The organism is Nonomuraea sp. NPDC026600 (assembly GCF_040638335.1).
Lineage (GTDB): Bacteria > Actinomycetota > Actinomycetes > Streptosporangiales > Streptosporangiaceae > Nonomuraea.
Genome location: NZ_JBEZYD010000005.1, coordinates 96,332 through 121,372, shown reverse-complemented (window position 1 = coordinate 121,372; position 25,041 = coordinate 96,332). Strand labels below are relative to the sequence as shown.

Annotated in this window: 24 protein-coding genes; 8 read left to right on the top strand and 16 right to left on the bottom strand. The window is 69.2% G+C overall.

What is annotated here, in order from left to right; translation table 11 throughout:
- Positions 1-11 precede the first annotated feature (11 nt).
- Together AB0F17_RS13515 and AB0F17_RS13510 are read right to left on the bottom strand one after the other, a co-directional pair.
- The gene (locus AB0F17_RS13515; RefSeq protein WP_358021201.1) at positions 12-764 is read right to left on the bottom strand and encodes an ABC transporter ATP-binding protein; all 753 of its coding nucleotides are present in this window, start codon (positions 762-764) and stop codon (positions 12-14) included.
- Positions 761-1,810 carry an ABC transporter substrate-binding protein gene (locus tag AB0F17_RS13510; protein ID WP_358021198.1) on the bottom strand — a complete coding sequence of 350 codons (1,050 nt, stop codon included), beginning with the start codon at positions 1,808-1,810 and terminating at the stop codon, positions 761-763. Before AB0F17_RS13510 ends, AB0F17_RS13515 begins: the two co-directional genes overlap by 4 nt.
- Positions 1,811-2,028: 218 nt before the next feature.
- On the opposite strand from AB0F17_RS13510, the gene AB0F17_RS13505 reads away from it, so the two are divergent.
- Complete coding sequence (locus tag AB0F17_RS13505; RefSeq protein WP_358021195.1) at positions 2,029-3,210, top strand: amidohydrolase family protein; 1,182 nt, start codon at positions 2,029-2,031, stop codon at positions 3,208-3,210.
- On the opposite strand, the gene AB0F17_RS13500 is transcribed toward AB0F17_RS13505, so the two are convergent.
- Entirely contained in the window at positions 3,175-4,323 is a 1,149-nt protein-coding gene (locus tag AB0F17_RS13500) for a helix-turn-helix domain-containing protein (protein ID WP_358021193.1), read from the bottom strand. The two genes, AB0F17_RS13505 and AB0F17_RS13500, sit on opposite strands and share 36 nt — an antisense overlap.
- 88 nt (positions 4,324-4,411) lie before the next feature.
- On the opposite strand from AB0F17_RS13500, the gene AB0F17_RS13495 reads away from it, so the two are divergent.
- Complete coding sequence (locus tag AB0F17_RS13495; protein WP_358021190.1) at positions 4,412-5,350, top strand: adenosine deaminase; 939 nt, start codon at positions 4,412-4,414, stop codon at positions 5,348-5,350.
- A 58-nt stretch (positions 5,351-5,408) separates the two neighbouring features.
- Here the strand turns inward: AB0F17_RS13495 and AB0F17_RS13490 are convergent, their stop codons facing one another.
- A complete protein-coding gene (locus AB0F17_RS13490) occupies positions 5,409-5,966 on the bottom strand; it encodes a peroxiredoxin-like family protein (RefSeq protein ID WP_358021187.1) in 558 nt (185 codons plus the stop codon).
- 68 nt (positions 5,967-6,034) lie between these two features.
- On the opposite strand from AB0F17_RS13490, the gene AB0F17_RS13485 reads away from it, so the two are divergent.
- Complete coding sequence (locus AB0F17_RS13485; protein ID WP_358021184.1) at positions 6,035-6,646, top strand: TetR/AcrR family transcriptional regulator C-terminal domain-containing protein; 612 nt, start codon at positions 6,035-6,037, stop codon at positions 6,644-6,646.
- Positions 6,647-6,677: 31 nt separating this feature from the next.
- On the opposite strand, the gene AB0F17_RS13480 is transcribed toward AB0F17_RS13485, so the two are convergent.
- The gene (locus AB0F17_RS13480; protein WP_358021181.1) at positions 6,678-7,865 is read right to left on the bottom strand and encodes a low temperature requirement protein A; all 1,188 of its coding nucleotides are present in this window, start codon (positions 7,863-7,865) and stop codon (positions 6,678-6,680) included.
- A gap of 129 nt (positions 7,866-7,994) precedes the next feature.
- Here AB0F17_RS13480 and rbsD point away from each other — a divergent pair, with 129 nt between their 5' ends.
- Both rbsD and AB0F17_RS13470 read left to right on the top strand, forming a co-directional pair.
- Positions 7,995-8,399: a D-ribose pyranase gene (rbsD, locus tag AB0F17_RS13475; RefSeq protein WP_358021178.1), complete on the top strand. Its 405-nt coding sequence runs from the start codon at positions 7,995-7,997 to the stop codon at positions 8,397-8,399.
- 256 nt (positions 8,400-8,655) lie between these two features.
- Positions 8,656-9,282 carry a TMEM175 family protein gene (locus AB0F17_RS13470; protein WP_358021175.1) on the top strand — a complete coding sequence of 209 codons (627 nt, stop codon included), beginning with the start codon at positions 8,656-8,658 and terminating at the stop codon, positions 9,280-9,282.
- A 224-nt stretch (positions 9,283-9,506) separates the two neighbouring features.
- On the opposite strand, the gene AB0F17_RS13465 is transcribed toward AB0F17_RS13470, so the two are convergent.
- Entirely contained in the window at positions 9,507-9,719 is a 213-nt protein-coding gene (locus AB0F17_RS13465) for a hypothetical protein (RefSeq protein ID WP_358021172.1), read from the bottom strand.
- Between the two features lie 231 nt (positions 9,720-9,950).
- Positions 9,951-10,331: an AAA family ATPase gene (locus AB0F17_RS13460; protein ID WP_358021169.1), complete on the bottom strand. Its 381-nt coding sequence runs from the start codon at positions 10,329-10,331 to the stop codon at positions 9,951-9,953.
- 113 nt (positions 10,332-10,444) lie between these two features.
- Here AB0F17_RS13460 and AB0F17_RS13455 point away from each other — a divergent pair, with 113 nt between their 5' ends.
- Positions 10,445-10,702, top strand: a complete 258-nt coding sequence (locus AB0F17_RS13455; protein WP_358021166.1) for a hypothetical protein — start codon at positions 10,445-10,447, stop codon at positions 10,700-10,702.
- A 10-nt stretch (positions 10,703-10,712) separates the two neighbouring features.
- Here AB0F17_RS13455 and AB0F17_RS13450 read toward each other — a convergent pair whose 3' ends face one another.
- Positions 10,713-11,660 (bottom strand): DUF1152 domain-containing protein, encoded by a 948-nt coding sequence (locus tag AB0F17_RS13450; protein ID WP_358021163.1) that lies wholly within the window; start codon positions 11,658-11,660, stop codon positions 10,713-10,715.
- A gap of 103 nt (positions 11,661-11,763) precedes the next feature.
- On the opposite strand from AB0F17_RS13450, the gene AB0F17_RS13445 reads away from it, so the two are divergent.
- Positions 11,764-11,925, top strand: a complete 162-nt coding sequence (locus AB0F17_RS13445) for an XRE family transcriptional regulator (RefSeq protein WP_358021160.1) — start codon at positions 11,764-11,766, stop codon at positions 11,923-11,925.
- A 297-nt stretch (positions 11,926-12,222) separates the two neighbouring features.
- Here the strand turns inward: AB0F17_RS13445 and ilvC are convergent, their stop codons facing one another.
- From ilvC to AB0F17_RS13420, 5 genes are all read right to left on the bottom strand, one after another.
- Complete coding sequence (ilvC, locus tag AB0F17_RS13440) at positions 12,223-13,206, bottom strand: ketol-acid reductoisomerase (protein ID WP_358022334.1); 984 nt, start codon at positions 13,204-13,206, stop codon at positions 12,223-12,225.
- Positions 13,207-13,228: 22 nt separating this feature from the next.
- Positions 13,229-13,753, bottom strand: a complete 525-nt coding sequence (ilvN, locus tag AB0F17_RS13435) for an acetolactate synthase small subunit (RefSeq protein WP_358021157.1) — start codon at positions 13,751-13,753, stop codon at positions 13,229-13,231.
- Positions 13,746-15,485, bottom strand: coding sequence for an acetolactate synthase large subunit (locus AB0F17_RS13430; RefSeq protein WP_358021154.1), 1,740 nt, complete (start codon positions 15,483-15,485; stop codon positions 13,746-13,748). The genes ilvN and AB0F17_RS13430 overlap by 8 nt, the downstream gene beginning before the upstream one ends.
- A gap of 200 nt (positions 15,486-15,685) precedes the next feature.
- Positions 15,686-18,319, bottom strand: coding sequence for a GGDEF domain-containing protein (locus AB0F17_RS13425; RefSeq protein ID WP_358021151.1), 2,634 nt, complete (start codon positions 18,317-18,319; stop codon positions 15,686-15,688).
- Between the two features lie 238 nt (positions 18,320-18,557).
- A complete protein-coding gene (locus tag AB0F17_RS13420; RefSeq protein ID WP_358021148.1) occupies positions 18,558-19,355 on the bottom strand; it encodes a 2-hydroxyacid dehydrogenase in 798 nt (265 codons plus the stop codon).
- A 149-nt stretch (positions 19,356-19,504) separates the two neighbouring features.
- On the opposite strand from AB0F17_RS13420, the gene AB0F17_RS13415 reads away from it, so the two are divergent.
- Positions 19,505-20,551, top strand: a complete 1,047-nt coding sequence (locus tag AB0F17_RS13415; protein WP_358021145.1) for a PQQ-dependent sugar dehydrogenase — start codon at positions 19,505-19,507, stop codon at positions 20,549-20,551.
- On the opposite strand, the gene AB0F17_RS13410 is transcribed toward AB0F17_RS13415, so the two are convergent.
- From AB0F17_RS13410 to AB0F17_RS13400, 3 genes are all read right to left on the bottom strand, one after another.
- Positions 20,552-22,414, bottom strand: coding sequence for a VanW family protein (locus tag AB0F17_RS13410; protein ID WP_358021142.1), 1,863 nt, complete (start codon positions 22,412-22,414; stop codon positions 20,552-20,554).
- 261 nt (positions 22,415-22,675) lie between these two features.
- Positions 22,676-23,338, bottom strand: coding sequence for a response regulator (locus AB0F17_RS13405; RefSeq protein WP_358021139.1), 663 nt, complete (start codon positions 23,336-23,338; stop codon positions 22,676-22,678).
- Complete coding sequence (locus AB0F17_RS13400) at positions 23,335-24,918, bottom strand: sensor histidine kinase (RefSeq protein ID WP_358021136.1); 1,584 nt, start codon at positions 24,916-24,918, stop codon at positions 23,335-23,337. Before AB0F17_RS13400 ends, AB0F17_RS13405 begins: the two co-directional genes overlap by 4 nt.
- Positions 24,919-25,041 lie beyond the last annotated feature (123 nt).

Genomic DNA, 25,041 nt, shown 5'->3' with positions numbered 1-25,041 from the left:
GCCGTGCCCCTTCACGAGCCGTGCCCGAAGAGCAGGTCGCTGACGTGGTCGTGGATGGCGTGGAACTCCGGTGTACGCATCATCTCCGGCACGCGGGGGCGCGGCAGATCGATCTTCACCATCTCCACGATCCGGCCCGGGCGCGGGCTCATGACGGCCACCACGTCCGACAGGAAGATCGCCTCACCGATGCCATGGGTGACCATCAGCGTGGTGGCGGGCTTCTCGGTCCAGATGCGCAACAGCTCCAGGTTGAGCCGCTGGCGGGTCATGTCGTCCAGGGCGCCGAACGGCTCGTCCAGCAGCAGCACGCTGGGCTTGACCACCAGCGCGCGGGCGATCGACACGCGCTGCCGCATGCCGCCCGACAGCTCGGCGGGCCGCGCCTTCTCGAAGCCCTGCAGGCCGACCAGCTTGATCAGGTCGTCGATCACGCCGGGCTCCGGCCTGAGCCCGGCGACCTCCAGCGGCAGCCGGATGTTGGCCGCGACGCTGCGCCAGGCCAGCAGCGCCGAGTCCTGGAAGGCGATGCCGAGGTGGTGGCTCCTGCGGAGTTCCTCGGGAGTCTCGCCGTTCACCCGGATCTCGCCGGTGGTGGGCTGTTCGAGCCCGGCCAGGATGCGCAGCACGGTCGACTTGCCGCAGCCCGAGGGGCCGAGCAGCGACAGGAACGAGCCCTTCGGCGTCTCCAGGTCGATGTGCTCGATCGCGGTCAGCCCTCTGCTGAACGTCTTGCTCAGCCCCGTGATGCCGATGCCGGTCATGAGAGCTTGAGGCTCGCGTCGGCCTTGTAGATCTCGTCCAGGATCGTCAGGTCGAAGAGGTTCTCGGCCTTGACGGTCAGCCCGGCCTTGGCGAGGGAGGCGATGTTCTGCTCGATCAGCTCGGCGGTCATCGTGAACAGGCCGTTGGCCTTGGCGTCGGGGGTGACGACGAGGCCGTTCTGCATCTTGGCCTCCTCGGTCTGCTCGGCGACGTCGAGGTTCTGGTCCTTGCCGTACGTCTTCGCGGCCAGCTCCGCCGCCTTGGCCGGGTCGGCGACGGCGTCCTTCCAGCCCTTGATCTCGGCCGTGAGGAACGCCTTGAGCTTGTCGCGCTCCTTGTCGATCGTCTCCTGCGTCACCGTGAACGTCTCGGCGACCAGCGGCAGCCCGTGGTCGGCGAACAGCATGTGCGCCGCGTCCACGCCCTGCATCTTCAGCCGCACCGGGCCGCTGGTGACGAAGCCGACATAGCCATCGAGCTGGCCGGAGGTCAGCATCGACGGGTCGGACTGGAACGGCACCCGCGTCAGGCTCGCCGGGTCGATGTCGTTGGCCTTGAGCAGCGCGTTCCAGACCAGCTCGTTGGAGTCCTGGACGCCGATCTTCTTGCCGGCCAGGTCCTTGGGGTCCTGGATCGGGTTCTTGCCGAGGGAGACGATGGCGAAGGGGTTCTTCTGGAAGGTCGCGCCGACGATCTTCAGCAGGGCGCCCTGGAGCACGGCGGGCGCGGTGATGGTCGGCGTCGACAGGCCGATCCAGCAGCGGCCGGTGGTCAGGCCCGACTCGACCGAGGTACCGGAGCCGCCGCCCGACAGCAGCTCCACCTGCGAGAACCCGGCGGCCTTGTAGTAGCCCTTGCTGTCGGCGAAGTACTCGCCGGCGAACTCGACGTTCTTCTTCCAGGAGAGCTGGATCTTGACCGCGCCGAACCCGCTCCCACTCCCACTCCCACCGGACGTTCCGCCGTCACCACAGGCGGCCAGGCCGAGCGCCAGTCCGGCCAATCCTGTCGTCCGCAGGAACGCGCGACGGTCGAGGGTAGCCATAATTCTCCTTGGAACGGCGATGAACATGCAGGTCAGGAAGCTATACAGTGATTATTACCATCGTGTGACGGAAAACCGGTCACGGCATGGGGTGGGATGATCAGGTGGGGAAAAGCCCAGCCCCGGCGCTTCGGACCCTGTAGGTCCCTACGAGAGCGCCCGGTGAGGTCCGTAGATCCCTCCAGCGGTGGAGAGGGTCCGGTAGCGTCGCTTATGAGATGAGACTTGACGGAATCCCGCTTTGGGACGGTACCGAATTCAGGGGCCCGGTCGAGCTGAGCTGGGAACCGGACCGGATCGGCGAGGTGCGGCCCGCCACGCAGCGGTACGACGACCTGTGCGTGCTCCCCGGCCTGGTCGACACGCACGTACACCTGATCGGCTACGCCGGCGAGGGCCCGCCGCCGGACTTCGCCACCTGGCCGCTCGTCACGACCCGCGACGAGCAGGTGCTGCACGGCGTCGCCCACGCCCAGCGGGCCATGCGCCACGGCGTGACGACCCTGCGCGACCTGGCCGGGGACGAGGCGCAGATCGCGCTGCGCCGGGCCTTCGACGCCGGCGTGCTGCCCGGCCCGCGCGTCCAGGTCCATGGCGTGGTCGGCATGACGGCCGGGCACAACGACCTGTTCGTGCCGCCCGCGATCCCGCAGCGCAAACCCACCGCCGACGGCCCCGACGAGTGCCGCAAGCTCGTACGCACCTGGGCCCGCGCCGGGATGGACGGCATCAAGCTCACCACCAGCGGCGGCGTGCTGTCGATCGGCGACAAGAACGGCTGGCGCAACTACACGCGCGAGGAGATCAGGGCCGTCGTCGACGAGGCGCACGCGCTCGGCATGCTGGTCGCCTCACACGCCCACTCCGAGGACGGCATCCGCGTCGCCGTCGAGGAGCACGTCGACTCGATCGAGCATGGCACGCTGCTGAGCGGGGACCTCGCCGAGGTGCTCGCGGCCCGCCGCACGCCCGTCGCGCCGACCCTGCTGATCAACGAGGCCATCGCCGACGGCCGGGTCCCGGTCACCGCGGAGTCCATGGCCAAGGCCGCCGAGCTGGTGGCCACGCGCAACGTGCTGCTCGCCGAGGCGGCACGGCTGGGCGTCCGCTTCGTCCTGGGCACCGACGCCAACGGGCACCACGTCCAGTTCGGCGACCAGCTCGCCGAGGTGGTCCACATGACCGAGATCCTGGGCATGTCCGCCTCGGAGGCGCTGCGCGCGGCCACCTCCGACGCCGCCGACTCGATCGGCATGCCGGTGGGCCGGATCGCGCCGGGCCTCGGGGCCGACTTCATCGTGCTGCGCGGCCGCCCGTGGGAGCGGATCGCGGACCTGGCCGTGGCGAACATCGTCGCCGTGGTCTCACGTGGCCGGCTCGTCGCGGGCCGGCTGCCCTGACCTGAGCGCCAGATAGAGGTCCGTACGGTCGCGCATCGACGACATCCGCCGCCCGGTCAGCTCCTCGATCCGCTGTATGCGATAGCGCAACGTGTTGACGTGCACATAGAGCTCGTCGGCCGTCCGCTGCCAGGAGCCGCACGTCTCCAGGAAGACGTCGAGCGTGCGCAGCAACTCGGAGCCGTGCCGGGCGTCGTACTCGATGATCGGCCCGAGCAGGTGCTCCCTGAACGAGCGGCGCACGCTCATGGGCAACTGGGCAAGCAGGAGTTCGTGGCTGTCGACGTCGGCGACCGACATGACGGACACCGGCCCCTCGCCGTAGCGGGCCGACTCCATCCCGCGCCGCGCCGTCTCCAGCGCCTCGCCGAGCTGCGACACGCTGGCGGTCGCGTCGCTGATCCCGGCCGCCACCCGCATCCCCGGCCGGTTGGTCACGAGCAGGCGCAACTCCTCGGTCAGTGCCTGGCGCGACACCTTGCCGTTCACCAGCACCATGGCCTCGTCGGACCGCCCGCCGACGACCAGATGCCGGCCTCTGCGGTCCAGCGCGTACATGATGGCGGGCACGTCGTCATCGTCGGTGCCGCCTGTCCTGGCCACCACCATGGCCGTGGTCGGCAGCCCCGGATCGGCCCCGAGCAGCCGCAGGTGGGCCGACACCTCGCCGGGCGCGATCCGCTGCGTGCCCAGGAGGTCGAGCAGCGTCTGCGCCCTGGCCCGCTCGTCCTTGCGCCGCTCGGCCGCGAACGCCTCCTCGGTCACCACCTCGGTGATCGCGCCGAACGACTGGTCGGGCGCGGCCAGGAGCAACGGCAACCGGCGGCGTTCGCACGCCTTGACCAGCGCGTCCGGCAGCTCCCCCAGCACGACCAGCCCGACGATCAACCCGGCGGCGTCGCTCGTCCACAGCGCGTCGGCGAACGTCTCGCAGTCGGACGGCTGGGTGTACCAGACCCCGCTGGTCAGCACGAGGTCGCCGGAACGCAGATAGCGCCGAGGGTCGGGCAGATCCGTCGGATAGGCCCGTTTCACTTCCCTGCCGAGCCCTTCGTGACCGGTCACCGGCACGAGGCCCAGGTCGTCGCGCCCCAACAGATCCGCCAGCCTCATGAATCTGATGTTATGCCAGGTCAACGAGTGACAGTTCGGAGGTTCGCACGATACCGTGGCCGGCGCGTTGTCAGGTTTACTCGATCATATGCGGCCCAAAGCGGAACTCCACCTGCACATCGAAGGCACCCTCGAACCCGAGCTCGTCGTCGAGCTGGCCAGGCGTAACGGGATCGACCTGCCGACCTTCGACGCGGAGGCCATCAGGGCCCGGTACGACTTCGCCGATCTCCAGTCGTTCCTGGACATCTACTACGAGAACATGGCCGTGCTCCGCACCGACCGAGACTTCTACGATCTCGCCACCGCTTACCTGAGGCGGGCGCAGGCGCAGGGCGTACGGCATGCCGAGATCTTCTTCGACCCGCAGGCGCATCTGATCAGGGGCGTGTCGCTGGAGGCGGTGTTCGGCGGGCTGTCGGCCGCCCTCAAGGACAGCGACGTGTCAGCGGCCCTGATCATGTGCTTCCTGCGCGATCGGGGTGCCGAGGAGGCCGAGGAGGTGCTGCGGGCCGCGCTGCCGTACCGGGAGCACTTCATCGGCGTCGGGCTGGACTCGGCGGAGGTCGGTCATCCGCCGGCGTTGTTCCGCCGGGTGTTCGACATGGCGGCCTCGGAGGGCCTGCGCCGGGTCGCGCACGCCGGCGAGGAGGGCGGCCCCGACTACGTGTGGGAGGCCCTGGACGTGCTCAAGGTGGAGCGGATCGACCACGGCATCCGCGCCATGGAGGACCCGTCGCTGGTCGCCCGCCTGCGGGAGGAGCGGATCCCGCTGACGGTGTGCCCGCTGTCGAACGTCCGGCTGCGCACGGTGCCGTCGCTGCGCGACCACATCCTGCCCGCGATGCTGGACGAGGGCCTGATGGTCACGGTGAACTCCGATGATCCGGCGTACTTCGGCGGTTACGTCGAGGACAACTACCAGGCGCTCCGCGACGAGCTGGGCATGACGGACGCACAGCTCGACCAGATCGCCCGCAACTCCTTCGCGGCGTCGTTCGTCGAGGTGCCGTCAGCCGGTCAATGAGGCGTGCGGTGTCCGGGACGAGGGTCCCTTAGTTTTGGCTGGGTTTCGACGCCTGGGACTACTTTTGGCTGGGTTTCGGCGCGTGGGACGCCAGGTCGAGGATCTCGTCGACGGACCACTGGTCGTAGGCGTGCTCGCCGTACTTGGCGGCGAGCACCCGGCCATCCCGGCCGATCAGGAAATCGGCGGGCAGGCCGAACCGGCCGCCGTGCGGCCTGGCGGCCGGGCCGCGTTCGCGACCGCGCAGGATCCCCCACGTGCTCAGTGCGACCGCGCGGACGATCGTCCCCCACACGCGCGGGTTGAGCAGCGAGCGGGCCGCCGACTCCACGCCGAACTCGACGTACAGCAGCTTGCCCGGATCGGCGATCACCGGGAACGGCAGGCCGGGCGTATGCTCGGCCAGCTCTTCTGCGGGCGAGTGGAAGACCACGACCTCGCGGACGCCCGCCGCCTCGATCTCGCCATGCCGCTGCGCAATGGACCGCAGATGCAGGTTGCAGACCGGACATCCGGCGAACCGCCGGAACTGGAGGTGGACCAGCCGCTCCCGGTCCGGAATGGCGACCGGCCCGCCGGACACCGCGGTCAGCTCTCTGGCATCGACGACACGCATCTGAACCTCCTGTAGGCGTACGACATACGCTTACGATGATAGGCGTATGCCGTACGCTGTCAACTGCCATGCCGCGCCCACGTTCACTCACTCCCGGCCAGTTGGCCACGGCCGCCCTCGCCGTCATCGACCGCGACGGACTCGCCGGGCTGTCGATGCGCGCGGTCGCGCAGGAGATCGGCATGAGCACCATGGGCCTCTACCGATACGTCGACGACCGCGGCGAGCTCGAACAACTCGTCATCGAACTCGTCCTCGGCACCGTCGACACCACCCCTCCCGGCACGGCCCGGCCCTGGCACGAACAGATCGAGATCATGGTCGAGCGGGTGCGCGGCGTCGTGGGCGCCCATCCGTGGATCGTGCCGCTGCTCATCACCCACCGGCACCAGTCCGCGAGCGTGCTGCGCTGGTCAGAGACGCTGGCCGCCATCCTCACCGAGGCGGGGCTGGACGGCGGGAAGCGGGTGATCGCCCTGCGCTGCCTGCTCGCGTACGTCGTCGGGGCGATCCAGCTCGAACACCTCGGGCCACTCGCGGGCCCGGGCACCCAGGTCATCGCCGACCACGCCGAACTCCCCTACCTGTCCGAGACCGCCAGACACTCGGACGGCGTCACCACGGACGAGGAGTTCCGCGGCGGGCTCGCCCTCCTGCTGCGCGGCATGGACCCGCGCTAGCCGCTGGCTTCATGGGGCGCAGCCGCCGACTTCATGGGGCGGATGCGGGCAGCGTTCGGCGGGCCTCGCGCGCCAACGTCGTCACGAGCAAGAGCACGAGCACCGCGGCGATGGCGCTCAGTCCCGCGGCGACGCCGATGCTCGGCGCGATGAACGCGGCGAGCAGCACGAGCGCCACCGCGACACCGATCGCCTCCGGCCGCACGACCGTACGGCTCACCAGCGGTGCGTGCAGCACCCACAACAGGACGAGCATGACGGCCACCGGGATGGCGACCGAGGCGACCACGACCTCCGCACCCGCCACGATGTGGTGCTCCCCCTCCCCTACCGACGCCACCGCGACCTCAAGACCCGCGCCGAGCGCGGCGAGCGCCGCGAATATCAGGTAGTGCCCATAGCCCCAGAAGAACGACCTTTGCCGTCGCTCCTCAAGCCCGTCGCCGGCCGGCTCGGAAAAGTAGATCCACCACAGCGCGAACAGGATGACGAGACCGGCGATCGCGATGACGACGAGGCCGGCACTCAGCCCGTGCGCGACCGCGCCCTGCACCGCGTTCGTGGCCGCGAGCACGCTCTCGCCCAGCAGGATGATGGTGAACAGCCCGTACCGCTCGGCGATGTGGTGCGGGTGCCAGCTCGTCGACCCCGTACGCTCCGCGATCGGCGGCACCGCGAGGTCGAGGACGGCGCACACGACGAACACCCACACCGGCCCGCCGCCCGGCAGCGCGAGCTTGGACACCCAGAGCACCTGGACGAGCGAGATGCCGATCGCGTAGCGAAGCGCCGTCGCGCGTCCTTCAGGGTGCGCGACCGCCGCGCGCGACCACAGGCTCACCAGCCCGACCCGCATGACGAGGTAGCCGATCGTCACGACGGTGAAGTCGCCGTCGAACGCCGCGGGCACCCCGGCCGCGAGCACGAGCACGCCGGCCATCTGCAGGAGCGTCATGACGCGGTACGGCACGTCGTCGGTGTCGTACGCGGAGGCGAACCACGTGAAGTTCATCCACGCCCACCAGATGGCGAAGAAGACCATGAGGAACGGCCCGATCGCTTCCACGCCATGCCCCTGCTCGGTCGCGTGGGCGAGCCGGCCCACGATCTGCGACGCGGCGGCGACGAAGGTGAGATCGAAGAGCAACTCGAGAGGGCTCGAGACACGATGAGGCTCGCCCAGGTCGCGGGCGGCCATTCGGGTCCGGAGCGGCGACATGTGCTCACCCTATTAGCGCATATGGCCCGACCAGGACACTCGACTTCGCCGCCGAACGGACAACGGTTTCAAAAGAGCTCCAACCGGCAACACGGCTCCAGGAAGACTCATCCCTGAAGGAGTTTCCTCATGAGGCGCAACGGCGGAACGCTCAACGCCCAGCTCGCACGTGTGATCTGCGAGGCCGGCCACACCGACCGGATCGTCGTGACCGACGCGGGCCTGCCCATCCCACCGGGGGTGGAGCGGGTCGACCTCGCGATCAGAGAGAACCTGCCGCGCTTTCTGGACGTGCTCGACGCCGTCCTGGACGAGATGCAGGTGGAGGGCGTTCTGCTGGCCGAAGAGATCAGGCAGCGCAGTCCCGCGATGCTGGAGGAGCTCCAGGAGCGGTTCGCGCGGCTGAACATCCCTCTGCGGTTCGTCCCGCACACCGAGTTCAAGCAGGCCACCGCCTCGGCGCGGGCGGCCGTCCGCTCCGGCGAGTTCACCCCGTACGCCAACGTCCTGCTCACCGCGGGCGTCGTGTTCTGACTCCTCGACGTTCACACGTCCTTGTCAAACACGCCTATCCGGCGTCAAGATCAAGCCGATCGTCCCTTCTCAGTGGCGGAGGCCGAAATGGCGTGGAAGAACTACCTCGCCCTGGGGGACAGCCTCAGCGCCGGCGGGCGCGGAGACACCGACATCAATGGGCAGCGGAATGGCTGGACTCACCGATCAGCGGGCATTCTGCGGCCTTACTGGGATGCTCCAGCAGCCGATGACAAACGGGGGCGGTGATCGGACAGTGCCTCCACGGCTGTGGCGCAGGCCCGAGATCTCCGAGTCCGCCTCCGAGGTGGAGCGAATCGCGTTCTTCAGTGACGCGGTCTTCGCGATCGCGATCACGCTGCTGGTCGTCGAACTGTCGGTCCCTGAGGAACCCCTCGCTGACCTGAGTGCGGCCCTGTGGGAGCGCGCGCCCAAGTTCTTCGCCTTCGTACTCAGCTTTCTGGTGATCGGCCAGTATTGGATAACCCACCATCGGATGTTCCGGCACGTCCGCCGCTACGACCAGATCCTGATGTGGCTCAACCTGGTGTACTTGCTCGGCGTCGCGTTCCTTCCGTTCCCCACGGCGCTGCTCGGCAACTATTTCTCCTCGCCCATGGTTGGTTTGATCTACGGCCTCAGCTTGTTCGCGCCGAGCACCCTGAGCGCGGCTCTGTGGCACTACGCCAAGCACCGTTCGCTGCTGGACGACATCTCGCCCGCCCTGCAACGGGAGATCCAGCTCAAGACGCTGGCAACGCCGGTGGTGTTCCTCCTCGGCGCCGGCGCGGCTCTGATCCACATCTATCTGAGCGTCGCCTGCTGGCTGGTCCTGCTCCCGCTCGTACGACTACTCGTCCGTGTCCGGCCCGCCGGAGCCTGAACATCCACCCGGAAGCCCCGCGTCAGGTACGCGCCCGGTCCGGAGTCCGGGTCTCGCGCGGAACTCGGCGCGGACGTCTCCCGCAGGTGGTCGCGGAGCTGTTCGAGGCCCGGTGGCGGTTGCCCGTGTGTAACGCCAGGGGCGTTGAGCTACCTTCACGTGCTCACCGTGACCGCCACGCCGCCGGCTACCGGCCCCCGGCTCACCGGGGGCCGGTTGCAGGACTACTTGAGCCAGAGCATGTAGCCGGTGGGCACGTCGGTGCACTTGTACGCATTGAAGTTCTCACGCACATACTGCTGACCGGCGTCCACACACGCGTAGTGGCTGCCGTAGACCCCGTAGGGCTGCCAACTGGCAGCCTGGGCGGGCACACCGAGTCCGATGACCGCCAGGGCGGCGATTCCCGCACCCGCGAGCGCAGTCCGTACACGCATATTTGACTCCCCTTCACCACTTGGGACAATGCACGAAGATCATCGCAGGGCGGGACGAGCCGGGGACCGGGGAGATTTATCAACTGATCTAATCAATATGGTCAGCTCTCGCCCTTGCGGACAACCTCTCGCGCATGACAAAAAGGGAGGTCCGGCGTGCCACGCCGACGGATCGTTCCAACTGCCAGCTATTGGCCTTGCCGGACCCGCGCCCCATCGAAGAGAGCAAGCTCATTCTGGCCGGTCAAAGTCCTTGGCCCATTGCTCGATCATGTTCCTCGTAATGACAGCCGCGTCCGGCGCGCCTGCCCCATTACAGGCCTCCAGGCGCCGCAGCAGCTCGTCGAGGGGCACATCCAAGTAGCGCAGTTCGACCGCAGCACCAAGTACGCGAGCACGGAACCGCAGCTCATCACGTTCAACTCGAGCCCAGAAACCGAACTCCAAGATCACAGTCTGGCCGAGACCCAGAAGGCTGTACGCGTGTTGCCGGAAGAGACCTTCCAGCCGGTCACGCGCGTCCGCCTCATGGAGATCGATGCCCAGCCCAGCCAGCCACTCATCAGGGCACAGGCGAACGGCGGACAGCTCGTCGGCCAAACGCTTGGACAACTCGGCCTGATGACGCTCGGGCCGCGAGACCCCTCCTCCCCCGAGGTCACACACCCCGAGGTAGGGACCGCTGGCCTCTGGCCCGCAACCAAAGTCCCTTGTTCACATCCTTCGTGATCGTCACATCGCGGGTACCGGCCGAGCTCCCTCGCCAGCTTCCCGAGAAGGAACTCCGGCAGGGTGCCCAGCTTGTTGACTTCGTCCGCCAGTCCTTCGAGAACTGCGCGCAACTGGACCTGTGCGACCTTCCCGAACGTGCGCAAGTAGGCGGTACAGCGTTCCACTTCCTCGGCTTCGACGGACTGGACCACACCGCTGGAGCGATAGATGCTGACCGCCTGGCTGGCAGCCTCCTCCGCGCGCAATTGTGAAATCAAGCCTCTAATGCGGAAATGCCTTCGGCGGGCGGGGCGTTACCTCGTCGCGGAACGCCTCGATGACGGAGACGACCTGGCGCATGAGCGCGGTGTCCCGGAGCCGGTCCAGGTAGAGCGAGCGCCGGGCCAGCGCGTCGAGGTCCACGGCGAAGTAGATGGCCATGAGCGGGTTGACGAACAACTCGCTGCCCTTCGTCCTGTCGGTGAAGCGCACGTCCCCGAACTCGCCGCGCACGGCCGCCGCGATCGAGCCGTTCACGATGCTCGGGTAGGCCGCCAGCTCGGCCTGGGCGTGGGCGACGGCGTCGAGGTAGAGCGCGCCCGCCTTCGTGGACCTGGAGACGGAGAACGCGCCCAGGTAGGCGCCATCGCGTTCCAGGGCTGCCAGGTTCTCTAGGACCTGTACGTGGTTGACGCCGTGATAGGCGTCCACGCCGAAGCCCAGGCAGGCCACGATCTTCTCAGGGACGTCGAGGGCGTGGGCGGCGGCCAGGCTCGTCATGTCGTCGGCCGGGGTGCCCAGGCCGGCCTCGTCGCCGCGCATGAGGATGTCGGTGCCGCCGTCCACCAGGACGATCGCGTCCAGGTCGAGGTGCTCGGCGAGCTTGGCGTACGCGGCGCGCAGCGGGCGGACGCCCACCTTGGGGAAGGCGTACACGGTCGACGGCTGGCCGTGCATGGCCAGCCAGCGGGCCAGGCAGCCCTCGGGGAAGTACCAGTCGCGGGCCTCGGTGTCCGGGCGTATCTCCGCGACGTCCTCGAACAGCCAGACGTCGAGGTCGAGGGCGTCGAGGTGGCTGAACGACAGGTTCGCCAGATGCACCTCCTTGCCGGCCTCCCGAAGGGACAGGGCGAGGGGTAACCCGGCGTACACGTCGGAGCCCCCGCCCGCGCCGGCGACGAGGATCCGGCTGGAACGCTCAAGCCGGGCGGACAGGGGTGAGCCGAACATGCGTCACATCTTGCCGTATCGCTGGATCAGCCAGGCGAAGGTTCCGCCTCGGTAAACAAGCCTTAGGCTCGGTGGACAGCGGGTGTGCGCAGGTCCGTCCGAGGTGGCAGCCGCCCTGGGCATCTCACAAGCGCGCGTTTCCCAGATCGAGAACGGCGACCTGGAATCGATGGGGCTGGAGACCATCCGCGCTTATGCGGCCGCACTCGGCGGACATGTCGATGTGACGATCAGCGTCGGACCTCACTCGGTACGTGTCGCCTGACCAGGACCAATCCCAACCGCGAGGGACAGCGCCGATGCCCTTCGCGACACAGCAGCACTTGTGAGGGGGCTCTTGCGGCCCAACCAGAACGAAGCCCCAACAGCCAAGATCTGGCGACAGCGCGAGGGCGCAGCCCTCGCCCTCGGGCAGAACGCCCGAGCGTAGCGAGGACCACGCCCTTGTGGGGGGCGCTGAGCCCCCAAAAAACACAGCCCGAGCCATCGGGCGAAGCCCTCAAACGAGGACCTCGCCTGTAGCTCAAAAGAAAAACAGTCCGAGCGTAGCGAGGACCTTTGGTTAGGCCTTGAGCCAGCTCATCATCGGGCGCAGCTTGGCGCCGGTCTTCTCGATCGGGTTCACGGCCAGCTCCTCGCGGAAACGCGTGAACTCCTTCTGGCCGCCGTCGAACTCCTCCACGAGCTGCCGAGCGAACGTGCCGTCCTGGATCTCGCCCAGGATGCGGCGCATCTCCGCGCGCGTCTCGTCCGTGATGATGCGCGGTCCACGCGTGTAGCCGCCGTACTCGGCGGTGTCGGACACCGACCAGTACATCTTCGAGATGCCGCCCTCGTACATGAGGTCGACGATGAGCTTCATCTCGTGCAGGCACTCGAAGTAGGCCACCTCGGGCTGGTAGCCGGCCTCGATGAGGGTCTCGAAGCCCGCCTTGATGAGCTCCGACACGCCGCCGCACAGCACGGCCTGCTCACCGAAGAGGTCGGTCTCGGTCTCTTCGGTGAAGGTGGTGCGCAGCGCGCCGGCGCGGGTGCCGCCGATGCCCTTGGCGTACGAGAGGGCGAGGTCGAGGGCCTTGCCCGAGGCGTCCTTCTCGACCGCCACGAGGACCGGCACGCCGCGCCCGGCCTCGAACTGCCGCCGGACCAGGTGGCCGGGACCCTTGGGGGCGACCATGCAGACGTCGACGCCCTCGGGGGCCTCGATGAGGCCGTAGCGGATGTTCAGGCCGTGGCCGAAGAACAGGGCGTCGCCCTCGACGAGGTTCGGTGCGACGTGGTCGGCGTACAGGTGGCGCTGGATGTGGTCCGGCGCCAGGATCATCGTGAGGTTCGCCTCCTCGACCGCCTCCGAGGGCGTGAGGACGCGCAGGCCGTCGTTCTCGGCCTTCTCCCGGCTCTTGGAGCCCTCGGGGAGGCCGACGCGCACGTCGACGCCCGAGTCACGCAGGGAGAGCGCGTGGGCGTGGCCCTGGCTGCCGTACCCCAGCACGGCCACGTGACGCCCCTGGATGATCGAGAGGTCGGCCTGGTCGTCGTAGTAAATCTCGGTCACTTGCATAAACCTTTCAGGCGGTACGGTCCAGTGCCCTTAGGGACCGGTCGGTGATGGAACGGGCGCCGCGGCCGATGGCCACCATGCCCGATTGGACGAGCTCCTTGATCCCGAAGGGTTCGAGCACCTTGACGAAGGCCTCGAGCTTGTCGGGAGTGCCGGTGACCTCGATGGTCACGGCGTCGGCCGCCACGTCGATGCAGCGGGCGCGGAAGAGCTGGACGAGCTCCAGCACGTGCGAGCGGCTGTCGGCGTCGGCCTTGACCTTGATCAGCATGAGCTCGCGCTGCACGGACTGGGTCGAGTCGAGCTCCACGATCTTGAGCACGTTCACCAGCTTGTTGAGCTGCTTGGTGACCTGCTCCAGCGGCAGCTCCTCGACGCTGACGACGATGGTCATGCGCGAGACGTCGCTGTGCTCGGTCGGACCCACGGCCAGCGAGTCGATGTTGAAGCCGCGCCTGCTGAACAGCGCGGACACGCGCGCCAGTACGCCCGGCTTGTTCTCCACAAGCACAGAAAGCGTATGCCTACTCATCTTCGCTCTCCCACTTCGGCGCCATGTCCCGGGCGATCTTGATGCTGTCATTGCTCGTGCCCGCCGCGACCATCGGCCAGACCATCGCGTCCTGGTGGACCACGAAGTCGACCACGACGGGCACGTCGTTGATCTCCATGGCCTTCTTGATGGTCGCGTCGACGTCTTCCGGTCGCTCGCACCGCAGCCCGACACAACCATAGGCCTCCGCCAGTTTGACGAAGTCGGGGATCCGGCGGGTCGTCTGGAGGTCGGAGTTGGAGTAGCGCTTGTCATAGAAGAGCGTCTGCCATTGGCGGATCATGCCGAGGTTACCGTTGTTGATGATCGCGACCTTGATCGGCACGCCCTCAACGGCGCAGGTGGCGAGCTCCTGGTTGGTCATCTGGAAGCAGCCGTCGCCGTCGATGGCCCACACGGTGCTGTCCGGCCGGCCCATCTTGGCGCCCATCGCGGCCGGCACGGCGAAGCCCATCGTACCGAGGCCGCCGGAGTTGATGAACGTGCCCGGGTTCTCGTAGTCGATGAACTGCGAGGCCCACATCTGGTGCTGCCCCACGCCCGCCACGTAGTAGGTGTCGGGCCCGGCGATGGCGCTGAGCCGCTCCATGACGTACTGGGGGGCCAGCGACCCGTCCTCGAACTCCTCGTAGCCGAGCGGGTAGGTCTCCTTCATGCCGTTGAGCAGCTTCCACCAGTCGGCGTAGTCGCCCTCCAGCCCGGCGGTCTCGAAGGCGGCGAGCAGGTCGGTGATGACCTCCTTGCAGTCGCCCACGATCGGCACGTCGGCGTGACGGTTCTTGGAGATCTCCGCCGGGTCGATGTCGGCGTGGACGACCTTCGCGTGCGGCGCGAACGTCGAGAGCTGGCCGGTCACCCGGTCGTCGAAGCGCACGCCCAGGCCGATGAGCAGGTCGGACTTCTGCAGCGCGCCGACGGCCGTGACGCTGCCGTGCATGCCCGGCATGCCCATGTGCTGGGGATGGCTGTCGGGGAACGTGCCGCGCGCCATCAGCGTGGTGACGACCGGGATGTTGGTGAGCTCGGCCAGCCGGAGCAGCTCGGGCGCGGCGCCCGCCTTGTGCACGCCGCCGCCCACGTAGAGCACCGGGCGCTTGGCCTCGGCGATCAGCTTCGCGGCTTCGCGGATCTGCTTGGAGTGCGGCCGGGTCACCGGCCGGTAGCCGGGCAGCTGCATGACCGGCGGCCAGCTGAACGTGGCGTCGGCCTGCAACGCGTCCTTGGAGATGTCGACCAGGACCGGACCGGGACGGCCCGTGGAGGCGATGTGGAAGGCCTCCACGATCGTGCGGGGGATGTCCTGCGGATCGGTGACCAGGAAGTTGTGCTTGGTGATCGGCATGGTGATGCCGGAGATGTCGGCTTCCTGGAAGGCGTCCGTGCCGATCGCCCCGCTGGCCACCTGGCCGGTGATCGCCACGATCGGCACCGAGTCCATGTAGGCGTCGGCGATGGGCGTGACCAGGTTCGTCGCGCCGGGGCCGCTGGTCGCCATGCAGACCCCGACCTTGCCGGTGGCCTGCGCGTACCCCTCGGCCGCGTGACCCGCGCCCTGCTCGTGCCGTACGAGCACGTGCCGGACTTTGGTCGAGTCGTACAGGGGATCGTAGGCGGGCAGGATGGCGCCGCCGGGAATCCCGAACACAGTGTCGACTCCCACGTGCTCCAACGCCCTGACCAGGGCCTGTGCACCTGTCATCCGTTCGGTCATCGGCTCGTTCCTTGCGTGGCTACACCTTAAGGACATAAAAAATGCCCCATCCACCGGAGGTGGGACTGGGGCGGCGCGCAGGCGGTAGTGCTTCGCTATCGGCCCGCGCGCCGGCGAAGTACTACGAGAATCTCACTGCGAAGCATGGCCACACCTTAGCCCCACCGGAGGGCCTGGTGTCAACTTCGTGGACACATGTCTCAAACCGTGAGACTGGTCCGCATCAGCGAGTCCACTCCGCGAGCCGCCATCGGCCGCGCCACCAGGAAGCCCTGGCCTCTGGTGCAGCCCATTTCCCGCAGGAGTTCGAGCTGCTCGGGGCGCTCGATGCCCTCGGCCACCACGATGAGGCCCAGGTCGTGGCCGAGCCGGACGATCGTGCGGGTGAGCAGGGTCAGCGTCTCGTCCATGCCCAGCCCGGACACGAACGACGGATCGATCTTGATCATGTCGACCGGGAGCTGCCTGAGGAACGCCAGCGAGGCGTAGCCGGTGCCGAAGTCGTCGATGGCCAGCCGTACGCCCAGGGCGCGCAGCTCCGACAGCCGCTTGACCGTCTCCTCGGCGTCCTCGACCAGCATCTCCTCGATCACTTCGAGGGTGAGGGCGGAGGCGGGCAGCCCACTCTCGGCGAGCGCCTCCTCGACCGTCTCGACGAAGCGCGGCGCGGTGATCTGGCGGGCCGACAGGTTGAGCGACAGCCCGATGTCCCAGGAGGAGGCCCGCCAGGCGGCCACCTCGCGGCACGCCTCGTGCAGGATCCACTCGCCCAGCGGCACGATCAGGCCGGTGTCCTCGGCGGGGCCGAGGAACTGGTCGGGCGGCACGAACTCCGAGCCGCGCCACCACCGCACCAGCGCCTCCACCGCGGTCACCCGGGAGGTGGCCAGGTCGACGACCGGCTGGTATTCGATGGCGAACTGGTGCTCGATCAGCGCCCGCTGCAGGTCGGCCGCCAGCTCCAGCCTGCGTACCACGTCGGCGTGCATCTGCGCGGCGAACACCTCCACCCGGCGCCCGCCCAGCTCCTTGGCCCTGGCCATGGCCACGTCCGCGTTGCGGATGAGGTCGCCGGAGGGCATGTCGTCCTCGGCGAAGGCCACGCCCACGCTCGCGGTGAGCGCCACGTCGCGGTCGGCCACCCGGAACGGCTCCTGCGAGACCGCCCTGACCAGCCGTTCGGCCAGGTCGACGGCTATTTGCGCCTCGCCGCCCGTCTCCAGGAGCACCGCGAACTCGTCGCCGCCCCACCGGGCGAGCGTGTCGTCGGGGCGTACGGCCCCACGCAGCCGGCGCGCTGCCTGCCCGAGCAGGTAGTCGCCGCTGGCGTGGCCGACGGAGTCGTTGACCGAGGTGAACCCGTCGAGGTCGAGGAAGATGACCGCGACGTTGCCCGACGTCCTGCCGGACAGCACCTCGCGCGTGCGCTCCTCGAAGTAGGAGCGGTTGGGCAGCCCGGTGACGCCGTCGTGGAAGGTCAGGTGGGCGACCTGGTTGCGCAGGGCCTCCTCGTCGCTCACGTCCCTGATGGTCACCAGTAGCTGGTCCTCACCGCCCACGTGGCGGGTGGCGACGGACTCGGTGGGCCGCCAGGTGCCGTCGGCCGCGCGTACGCGGCAGGCGATCAGGCAGGCGCCGGAGGTGGCGCCCTCGTCGTCCAGGCCCATCGCGCGCAGCGCGGCCTGGATGCCGGGTACGTCCTCCGGGTGGATGTAGTCGAAGATCGTCCCGCCGACGAGCTGCTCGGGGCGGTAGCCGTACGTCACCTCGACCCCGGCGCCGATCTCGTACACCACGCCCTCGTAGTCGCAGATCAGCACCACGTCGCCAGTGCTCTCGGCCAGCTCCCTGAGCTGCCGGTCGCCGAGCGAGACCTGCCTGCGCAGCCGCATGTTGGCCGCGGCGAGCACGAACAACCGGATGACCAGGAGCAGGACCACCGAGGCGATGAGCACGACGACGCCGGTGACCGGGGTCTGCGCCTGCCCGCCCGCCAGGTGCACGAGCAGCGTGCAGGTCGCGACGGCGACCAGTGCCATCGGCACCATCGCGATCAGGTTGCCGATGGAGCTACGGTCCGGGCGGGCCTCCGGGTCGGCCGGCCGCCGCCCCCAGGGCACGGCGGCCAGGAGCAGGTAGGCCACGGGCGCGATCATGATGCTCCACGTCGGCGGGACACCGCCGGTGAGACGCGCGATCGCGGCGGCCACTCCGGCGACCGTGGTGGTGGCGAGCACCCCGATGCCCGCGAGGCCGATCGGCCAGGCCGCGCTCCTGCTCGTGATGACGGAGGGGATCACGGCGCAGGTCACCAGCAGGGTGATCATCGGCGGCACCATGGCGAAGGTGAACATCGCCGGGTCGGCGGCGTCGGCGTAGACCTGCCGCAGCAGCACCACCCAGGCGATCACGAAGAGCGAGGCGGCGCACAGGTAGGCGCCGGTGACGTGCCGCAGCACCACCGTGGCGGGCAGCCTGCGCCGGGCCGCGATGAGCACCCCGCCCGCCGTGAGCACCCCGCCGAGCAGCACGAGCAGGTCCGCGAAACTCACCGCGACACTGGAACTGTCGGCGATCGGGCGGACCCCGACCCCGGCGGCCCAGACGATGGCACCGCTGCCCATCCAGCGGGCGCCCATCGCGGTCGAGCCGGGCTCGCCCAGCTTGATCGAGGCGACCAGGAGTGAGGCGGCGGCGAGCAGCGCCGCGAGCAGTCCGGCGATCGCGCCGGTGAGCAGAGCCGGGCCGCCCGCAAGGAGCGCAGCCGCGAACCCCGCCGCACCGAACGCCGCCGCGGCGGCCAGTGGTGCCCGTGGATCACGCCAGCGGATCACAGTCGTTAGCCCATCCCGTCTCGAACACTGTCTCAGCGATCGCCGAAGTCCGGTCGATCACATCGCCAGTGTGTGCGTTTGCGGGTGTGCGGGTGGTGACAACGACGATGTCGTCACCGATCTGATAACCACACAGACCAATTGCCCCGAAGATTCACTTGACAGCGAGTCAGGAAGCCTCAGTTAGAGGCAACCGTACGCACCGAAGGTCACGGGCCAGCCACGTTCCGGAATCCTCTCAATACGCGTCGGTGATGATGTTGTTCAGCTGCTCACCGGACAGATAGCGGAGGAGCTGCGAGCGCATCAGGCGCAGCATGCGCCGCCCCGACGCGGGGGTGCTGCCCGCGACGTGCGGGGTGATCAGCAGGCCGGGCACACTCCACAGCGGGTGGCCCGCCGGCAGCGGTTCGGGGGCGGTCACGTCGAGCGCCGCGCGCAGTCTGCCGGTCTTCAGCTCCGAGACCAGCGCGTCGGTGTCGACGACGCCGCCGCGCGCCGCGTTGACCAGTACCGCGCCGTCCTTCATCCGGGCCAGGAACCCGGCGTCGGCCATCCCGGCCGTCTCCGGCGTGGCGGGCACGAGCAGCACCACCACATCGGCGTCCGGCAGCAGCGCGGGCAGCTCGTCGAGGGGGTGCACGCCGTCACGCGCGCTCCTGGCCACCCGGACGACCTCGACCTCGAAGCCGTCGAGCCGCCGTTCCAGCGCCGCGCCGATGGAGCCGTAGCCGACGATCAGCACCTTGGAGTCGGCCAGCACGTCCGTGTGGTGGTAGGTCCATTCCCCCTGGCGCTGCGCGTCGACGAAGCCCGGGAACTCCCGCAGCACCGCGATCATCGCGCCGACCGCCCACTCGGCGGTGCCGGCGTCGTGCACGCCGCGCGCGTTGCACAGCACCGCGCCTTCGGGCATGTGGGGCCGGTACGGTTCCACGCCCGCGGTGACGGTCTGTACGAGGCGCAGCGAGGTCATCGCGGCCAGCAGGCCCTGCACGTCCGCGACCGTGACCAGCGGCGGGATCCACACCTCCACCTCGCCTATGCCAACAGGGACTGGGCCCGTACCGTCATAAACGTCGCATTCCACCCCAGGCAGATCGGTCAGAACATCGGCAACGGCACCAGAAGGGACCCAGATCTTCATGCCGAGAACCTTACGGCCAGGGAGGAAGTATGGAACACATGAGAAAGCTCCTGATCCTCTTGCTGTCCACCGTGCTGACCGCCTGCTCCAGCGCCGGTGGCGCGGTGTCGACCGTTCCCGCGGCGCCACCGCCCGGTGAGCCGAAGACCGTGGCGAGAGATCTGGCCGTGCCGTGGGGGATCGCGTTCCTGCCCGGCGGCGACGCGCTGGTGACCGAGCGTGACACGGCCAGGCTGCTGCGGGTGACCCCGGCGGGCAAGGTCACCGAGCTGGGCCGGATCCACGGGGTCGCCCCCGGCGGCGAGGGCGGGCTGATGGGCGTGGCGGTCAAGCAGGACCAGCTCTTCGTGTACTTCACCGCGGCCGACGACAACCGGATCGTCCGTTACCGGTTCACCGGCGACACGGTGTCCGACCCGAAGGTGATCGTCCGGGGCATCCCCAAGGGCGGCATTCACAACGGCGGCCGGCTGGCGTTCGGCCCCGACGGCTACCTGTACGCCACCACGGGCGAGACGGGCGACCGGCAACTCGCCCAGCGGCGCGACTCCCTCGGCGGCAAGATCCTGCGCATGACGGTGGACGGGGCCCCCGCGCCCGGCAACCCGTTCGGCACGCTCGTCTACAGCCTCGGCCACCGCAACGTGCAGGGCCTGGCCTGGGATCCGGCAGGGCGGCTGTACGCGTCGGAGTTCGGCCAGAACCGCCACGACGAGGTCAACCTCATCAAGCCGGGCGCCAACTACGGCTGGCCCGAGGTGGAGGGCAAGGGCGACGACCCGGAGTTCGTCAACCCGATCGTCACCTGGCCCCCCTCGGAGGCCTCACCCTCCGGCGCGGCCTACGCCGACGGCTCGCTCTGGGTGGCCGCGCTGCGCGGCGAGCGCCTGTGGCAGATCCCGCTGGGCCAGGACGGCTCGCCCGGCACGCCGGTCGCGCACTTCACCGGCACGTACGGCCGGCTCCGCGGCCTGGCCACGGCCCCTGACGGCACGCTGTGGATGTCCACCAGCAACAAGGACCGCCGGGGCGACCCCAGGGACGGCGACGACCGGATCCTGTCCGTCAGCCCGCGCCGTTCCTAGCTAGTTGCCGGTCGCGCACGTCGTCTGGGCCTGCGGCCGGTACTTCGTGGTCAGCTTCTTGTCCCGCTTGACTTCCTTGCCGTCCTTGACGAACACGCGGGCGACGTCGATCGTGAAGCCCTGCTCGCCGATCGTGGCCATGCAGCCGGGGACGGAGCTGGTCTCGCGGCGGAACGGGGTGAAGTTCCGCTTCTCCGACTCGACGGCCTCGATCTTGTCGTAGCGCTTGGTGCTCCACAGCTGCACGGTGACCGAGGTGCCGGTCGACGCCGTCTTGATCAGCACGCCGTAGTCGGAGTCGTTGCGCCACTTGAGGTCCATGTCCGGGTAGAGCAGGGCGGCGTCGCGACCGGCCGGGTAGCGGGCGGCGTGGTAGTCCATCGGCAGGTGGTAGACATCGTCGAACCCGCCGAAGAAGGCCGCGTTGTACATCGTGGTGGCGAACTGCGAGGCGCCGCCGCCGATCATGGGCACCATCCGGCCGCCGACGATCTGCCCCGCCTGGACGTAGCCGCCCTCGACGGTGCGCTCGCCCACGATGTCGTTGATCGAGAACGTCTCCCCCGGCTTCACCAGGTAGCCGTCGAGCTGGGCCGCCATCCGCTGGATGTTCGTCACGCGGGGCAGGCAGCAGTCGAAGGTCGTGGTGAACTCGGCGATGTTCTCCTTGACGCCGAGCCCGCTCACCTCTTCGGTGCCCACCCTCGGGGAGACGACGGCGAGCGACACCGGGATGACGCGCGGGCCGCTGCCGCTGACCACCTTGGCCACGTCGCGGGCCAGCTGCTTGGCGTCGACTCCCCTGCCGCGGTGGGCGGGGACCAGCACCGGCTTGCCGTTGACGATCTGGTAGGTGGCGTCACGCGGCGCCTGCGCCGCGTCGACGAGCTTGCTCTCCACCGAGGTGAGCGCCGCTTCGGCGTCGAACTGGGGGGCCAGCCCGCCGCTGTCGTCGGAGACGAAGGTCAGGTTGGCGGCGATCGCGGCCGGGGGCAGCAGGGCCTGCTTGGCGCCGAGCTTCAGCGTCAGGGGAGCGGAGACCGCCCGCTTGGCGGCGGTCTCGGCCTGCTTGACGGCGGTGGGCGTGGTGTCGGGCTTGGCGGGCCTGAGCGCGAGGAAGACCGATTCGCGGCTGGTGAGGAAGGCGTCGGTGATCACGCGGACGGCGTCGCTCTTGTCGAGCACCACGCCGTCGTGCGGCTCCGAGGTGACGGGCTTCCCGTTCTTGAAGGCCACCCGGCCGTCGCGCGGCTTCTTGTCGTAGGTCTCCGCCAGCCCCTCGACGGTCCTGGCCAGCTGGGAGGAGTCGATCGTCATCTTCGGCTGGAGATCGGTGGTGCCGGTCAGCCCCCGCCATACCTCGACCGGGCTGGGGAAGCCGCTGGGCGCCTGTCCGATCGTGCTGACCACGTCGAGCTCGAGGCCGGCCTCATCGGCCTGGATGGTCTCCTTGCGACCACCGATGTCGGCGACGACGGGCTTGTTCAGCTTGGTCGAGAGCTCGGTGCGGAGCTTGTCGGCCGCCTGCGTCACGGTGAGTCCGCCGATGTCCACACCGGCCACGCGCGTGCCACGCAGTACGGACCCCGACATGAGCACGGCCGGCACCAGGTACGCCAGCGCCAGCAGGACCACGACGAGCAGGACCACCGCGGGCAGGAGGCGACGGCGGCGGGACGGCTCCGGATCGAGGAAGGCGGGCAGCCGCTCGGCGGCGCCCGGCAGGCCGAACACGGGGGCGGGCGGCGCGGGCGGATCCTGCCACCGCCCCTCGTTCACCGGCCACGGCTGGGGCGGGGGTGCCACCGGAGGCAGGGCTCCGCCGCCCTGCGGGCCGCTCTGGCCGTTCGGACCATTCGACACGCTGGGAGTCGGTGGTCGTGGCTCCGGCTGACCGGGCGGCCCGAAGATGTCACGGGACACCCCCGGGGGCAGCCCCTCGACCCGAGGCTTCTTGCTGCCGCCTGACATGGGCAAAGGCACTGAAGCAAAAGGGTCGGTCGGCGATTCGATCGGTCCGGCGTTACGCACGCCTCAATCTCCTCCCGCTCCGCAGCCACATCCTCAGGCAACAGTAAGGCACGGGCATTGGGATATGTCACGAGAAATGACTACGGAAGTGTGTCAACCTAGCCACCGGTAGCGATGTTCGGGGCGTCCGGCCGTACCGTACCGGGGCCTGAGTTCGGCATGCCCGGCGACGCACAGGTATTCGAGATAACGGCGGGCGCTGACGCGGGACAGGCCCGCGAGCGAGGCGGCCTCGGCCGCCGACAGGTCGCCGCCCGACTCCCGAAGCGTGTCGGCGACCAGCGCGCACGTCGCCGACGACAGGCCCTTGGGCAGCGGCGCCGCGATGGGCTGCGTGCCGAAGAGCCGGTCCACGTCGTCCTGACGGGCCTCCGCGCCGATGGCGGTGAGCCGCTTGCGAGTGTCGGCGTACTGCTGGAGCCGCTCGGTCAGCGCGGCGGCGGTGAACGGCTTGATCAGGTAGTTGACCGCGCCGCCGCGCATCGCCTCCCTGACCGTGGACACGTCGCGGGCGGCGCTGATCATGAGGACGTCCACGTCGTGCAGCGCCTTGAGCACCTCAAGTCCCGACATGTCGGGTAGGTAGATGTCGAGCAGCACGAGGTCGGGCCGGTGCTCGGCGGTCATGGCGAGCGCGGCGGCCCCGGTGTGCGCGGCGGCCACCACCCGGAAGCCGGGCATCCGCGCCACGTAGCCGCTGTGGATGCGCGCCACCATGAAGTCGTCGTCCACGACCAGCACCCGGATCTCGTTCATCGCACCGGTTCCCGGACCGGTGCGGGCAGCAGCGCGGTGAAGACGGCGCCGTCCGCGTTGCCCACCTTCACCCAGCCGCCCCTGCGCAGGCACGCCTGCCGGGTCAGCGCCAGGCCGAGCCCGCGCGGCCCCGAATGGGCGGCCTTCGTGGTGAACCCCTCCCTGAACACCTCTTCGACCAGGTCCGGAGCGATGCCGGGGCCCGAGTCGCCGACCCGGACGTGCAGGCCCTCGGCGTCGGTCAGCACCGACACCTCGATCGTGCCCGTGGCCCCGTCGAGCGCGTCCATCGCGTTGGCCACCAGGTTGCCGACCACCAGGACCGCGTCCTGCGGGTCGCCGAGGACGTCCTCCGCCACGGCGGAGTCCTCGGACAGGACGAGCTGGACGCCGCGCTCGGCCGCCTCCGCCGACTTGGCGAGCAGCAGCGCGGCCAGCGTGGGGTCCTGGACGCGGTCGCGCAGGCCGGTGACGTACGTGCCGCGGGTGGTGCGGGTGATGAAGCCGATCGCGGCGTCGTGCTCGCCCAGTTCGAGCAGGCCGACGACGGTGTGCATGCGGTTGGCGAACTCGTGCGCCTGGGCCCTGAGCGCCTCGGTGGCGCTGCTGGTGTCGTCGAGCTCGCGGGCCAGCCGTACGAGCTCGGTGCGGTCCCTGAGGGTGACCACCCAGCCGCGGTGCTGGCCGCGTACGGAGACCGGCGTGCGGTTGAGGACCAGCACCCGCTCGCCGTGCAGCACGATCCGGTCCTCCCCCGGGTCGGCGCCGCCGAGCACGTCGCGCATCCGCTCGGAGACCGGCATCTGGGTAAGGTCCTCGCCCACCTCGCCGAGCAGCTCGCGGGCGGAGTCGTTGACGAGCGTCACGCGACCCCCGAGGTCGAGCGCGAGCACGCCCTCCTTGACCCCGTGCAACACGCCCTCGCGCTGCTCCAGCAGCCCGGCGATCTCGCGCGGCTCCAGGCCGAACGTCTGCCGGCGCACCCGCGCGGTGATCAGCGCCGCCGCCGCGAGGCCGGAGAGCAGCACGGCCAGCGCGGTCCACACCAGCGGCGGCAGCGCGCCCGCGAGCTGACCGGTGACCGTGGTCTGGAGCACGCCGACGGAGACCAGGCCGATGACGTTGCCGTACTCGTCGAAGATCGGCGCCTTGCCCCTGACCGTGGTGCCTATCGTGCCGGTCTCGGTGCCGACCCAGCTCCTGCCGGTCCTCAGCACCGAGGCGCCGTCGGTGGACAGCCGCTTGCCGATCAACGCGGCGTTGGGGTGGGCGTACCGCGTCTGCTCGCGGTTGGCGATGACCACGTAGTCGGCGCCGGTCGCCTGCTGGACGCTCAGCGCGAGCGGCTGCAGCACGCTCTGCGGATCCTTGATGTCGAACGCGGCCCTGACCTGAGGCAGCCCCGCCACGGACTGGGCGATCGCCAGCGCCCGCTGCTCGTACAGCGAGTCCAGTTGGGCGCGCGTGTGATTGGCCCACACGCCTCCTGTGCCTCCGACGGCCAGCAGCACGATGACCATCTGGAGCACGAACAGCTGGGTTCCGAGGGAGGCGTCACGTACCCGTCTCACCTGGCCCATGGAAACATGCCGAGGTCACAGGGGGGTTGCGACCAATACGACCTATACGACGGCTATCGTAAAAAGGTCGACTCCATCGGCAACGGACTTCACCATCCAGTATCTCGTAACGTGAAATCCCCC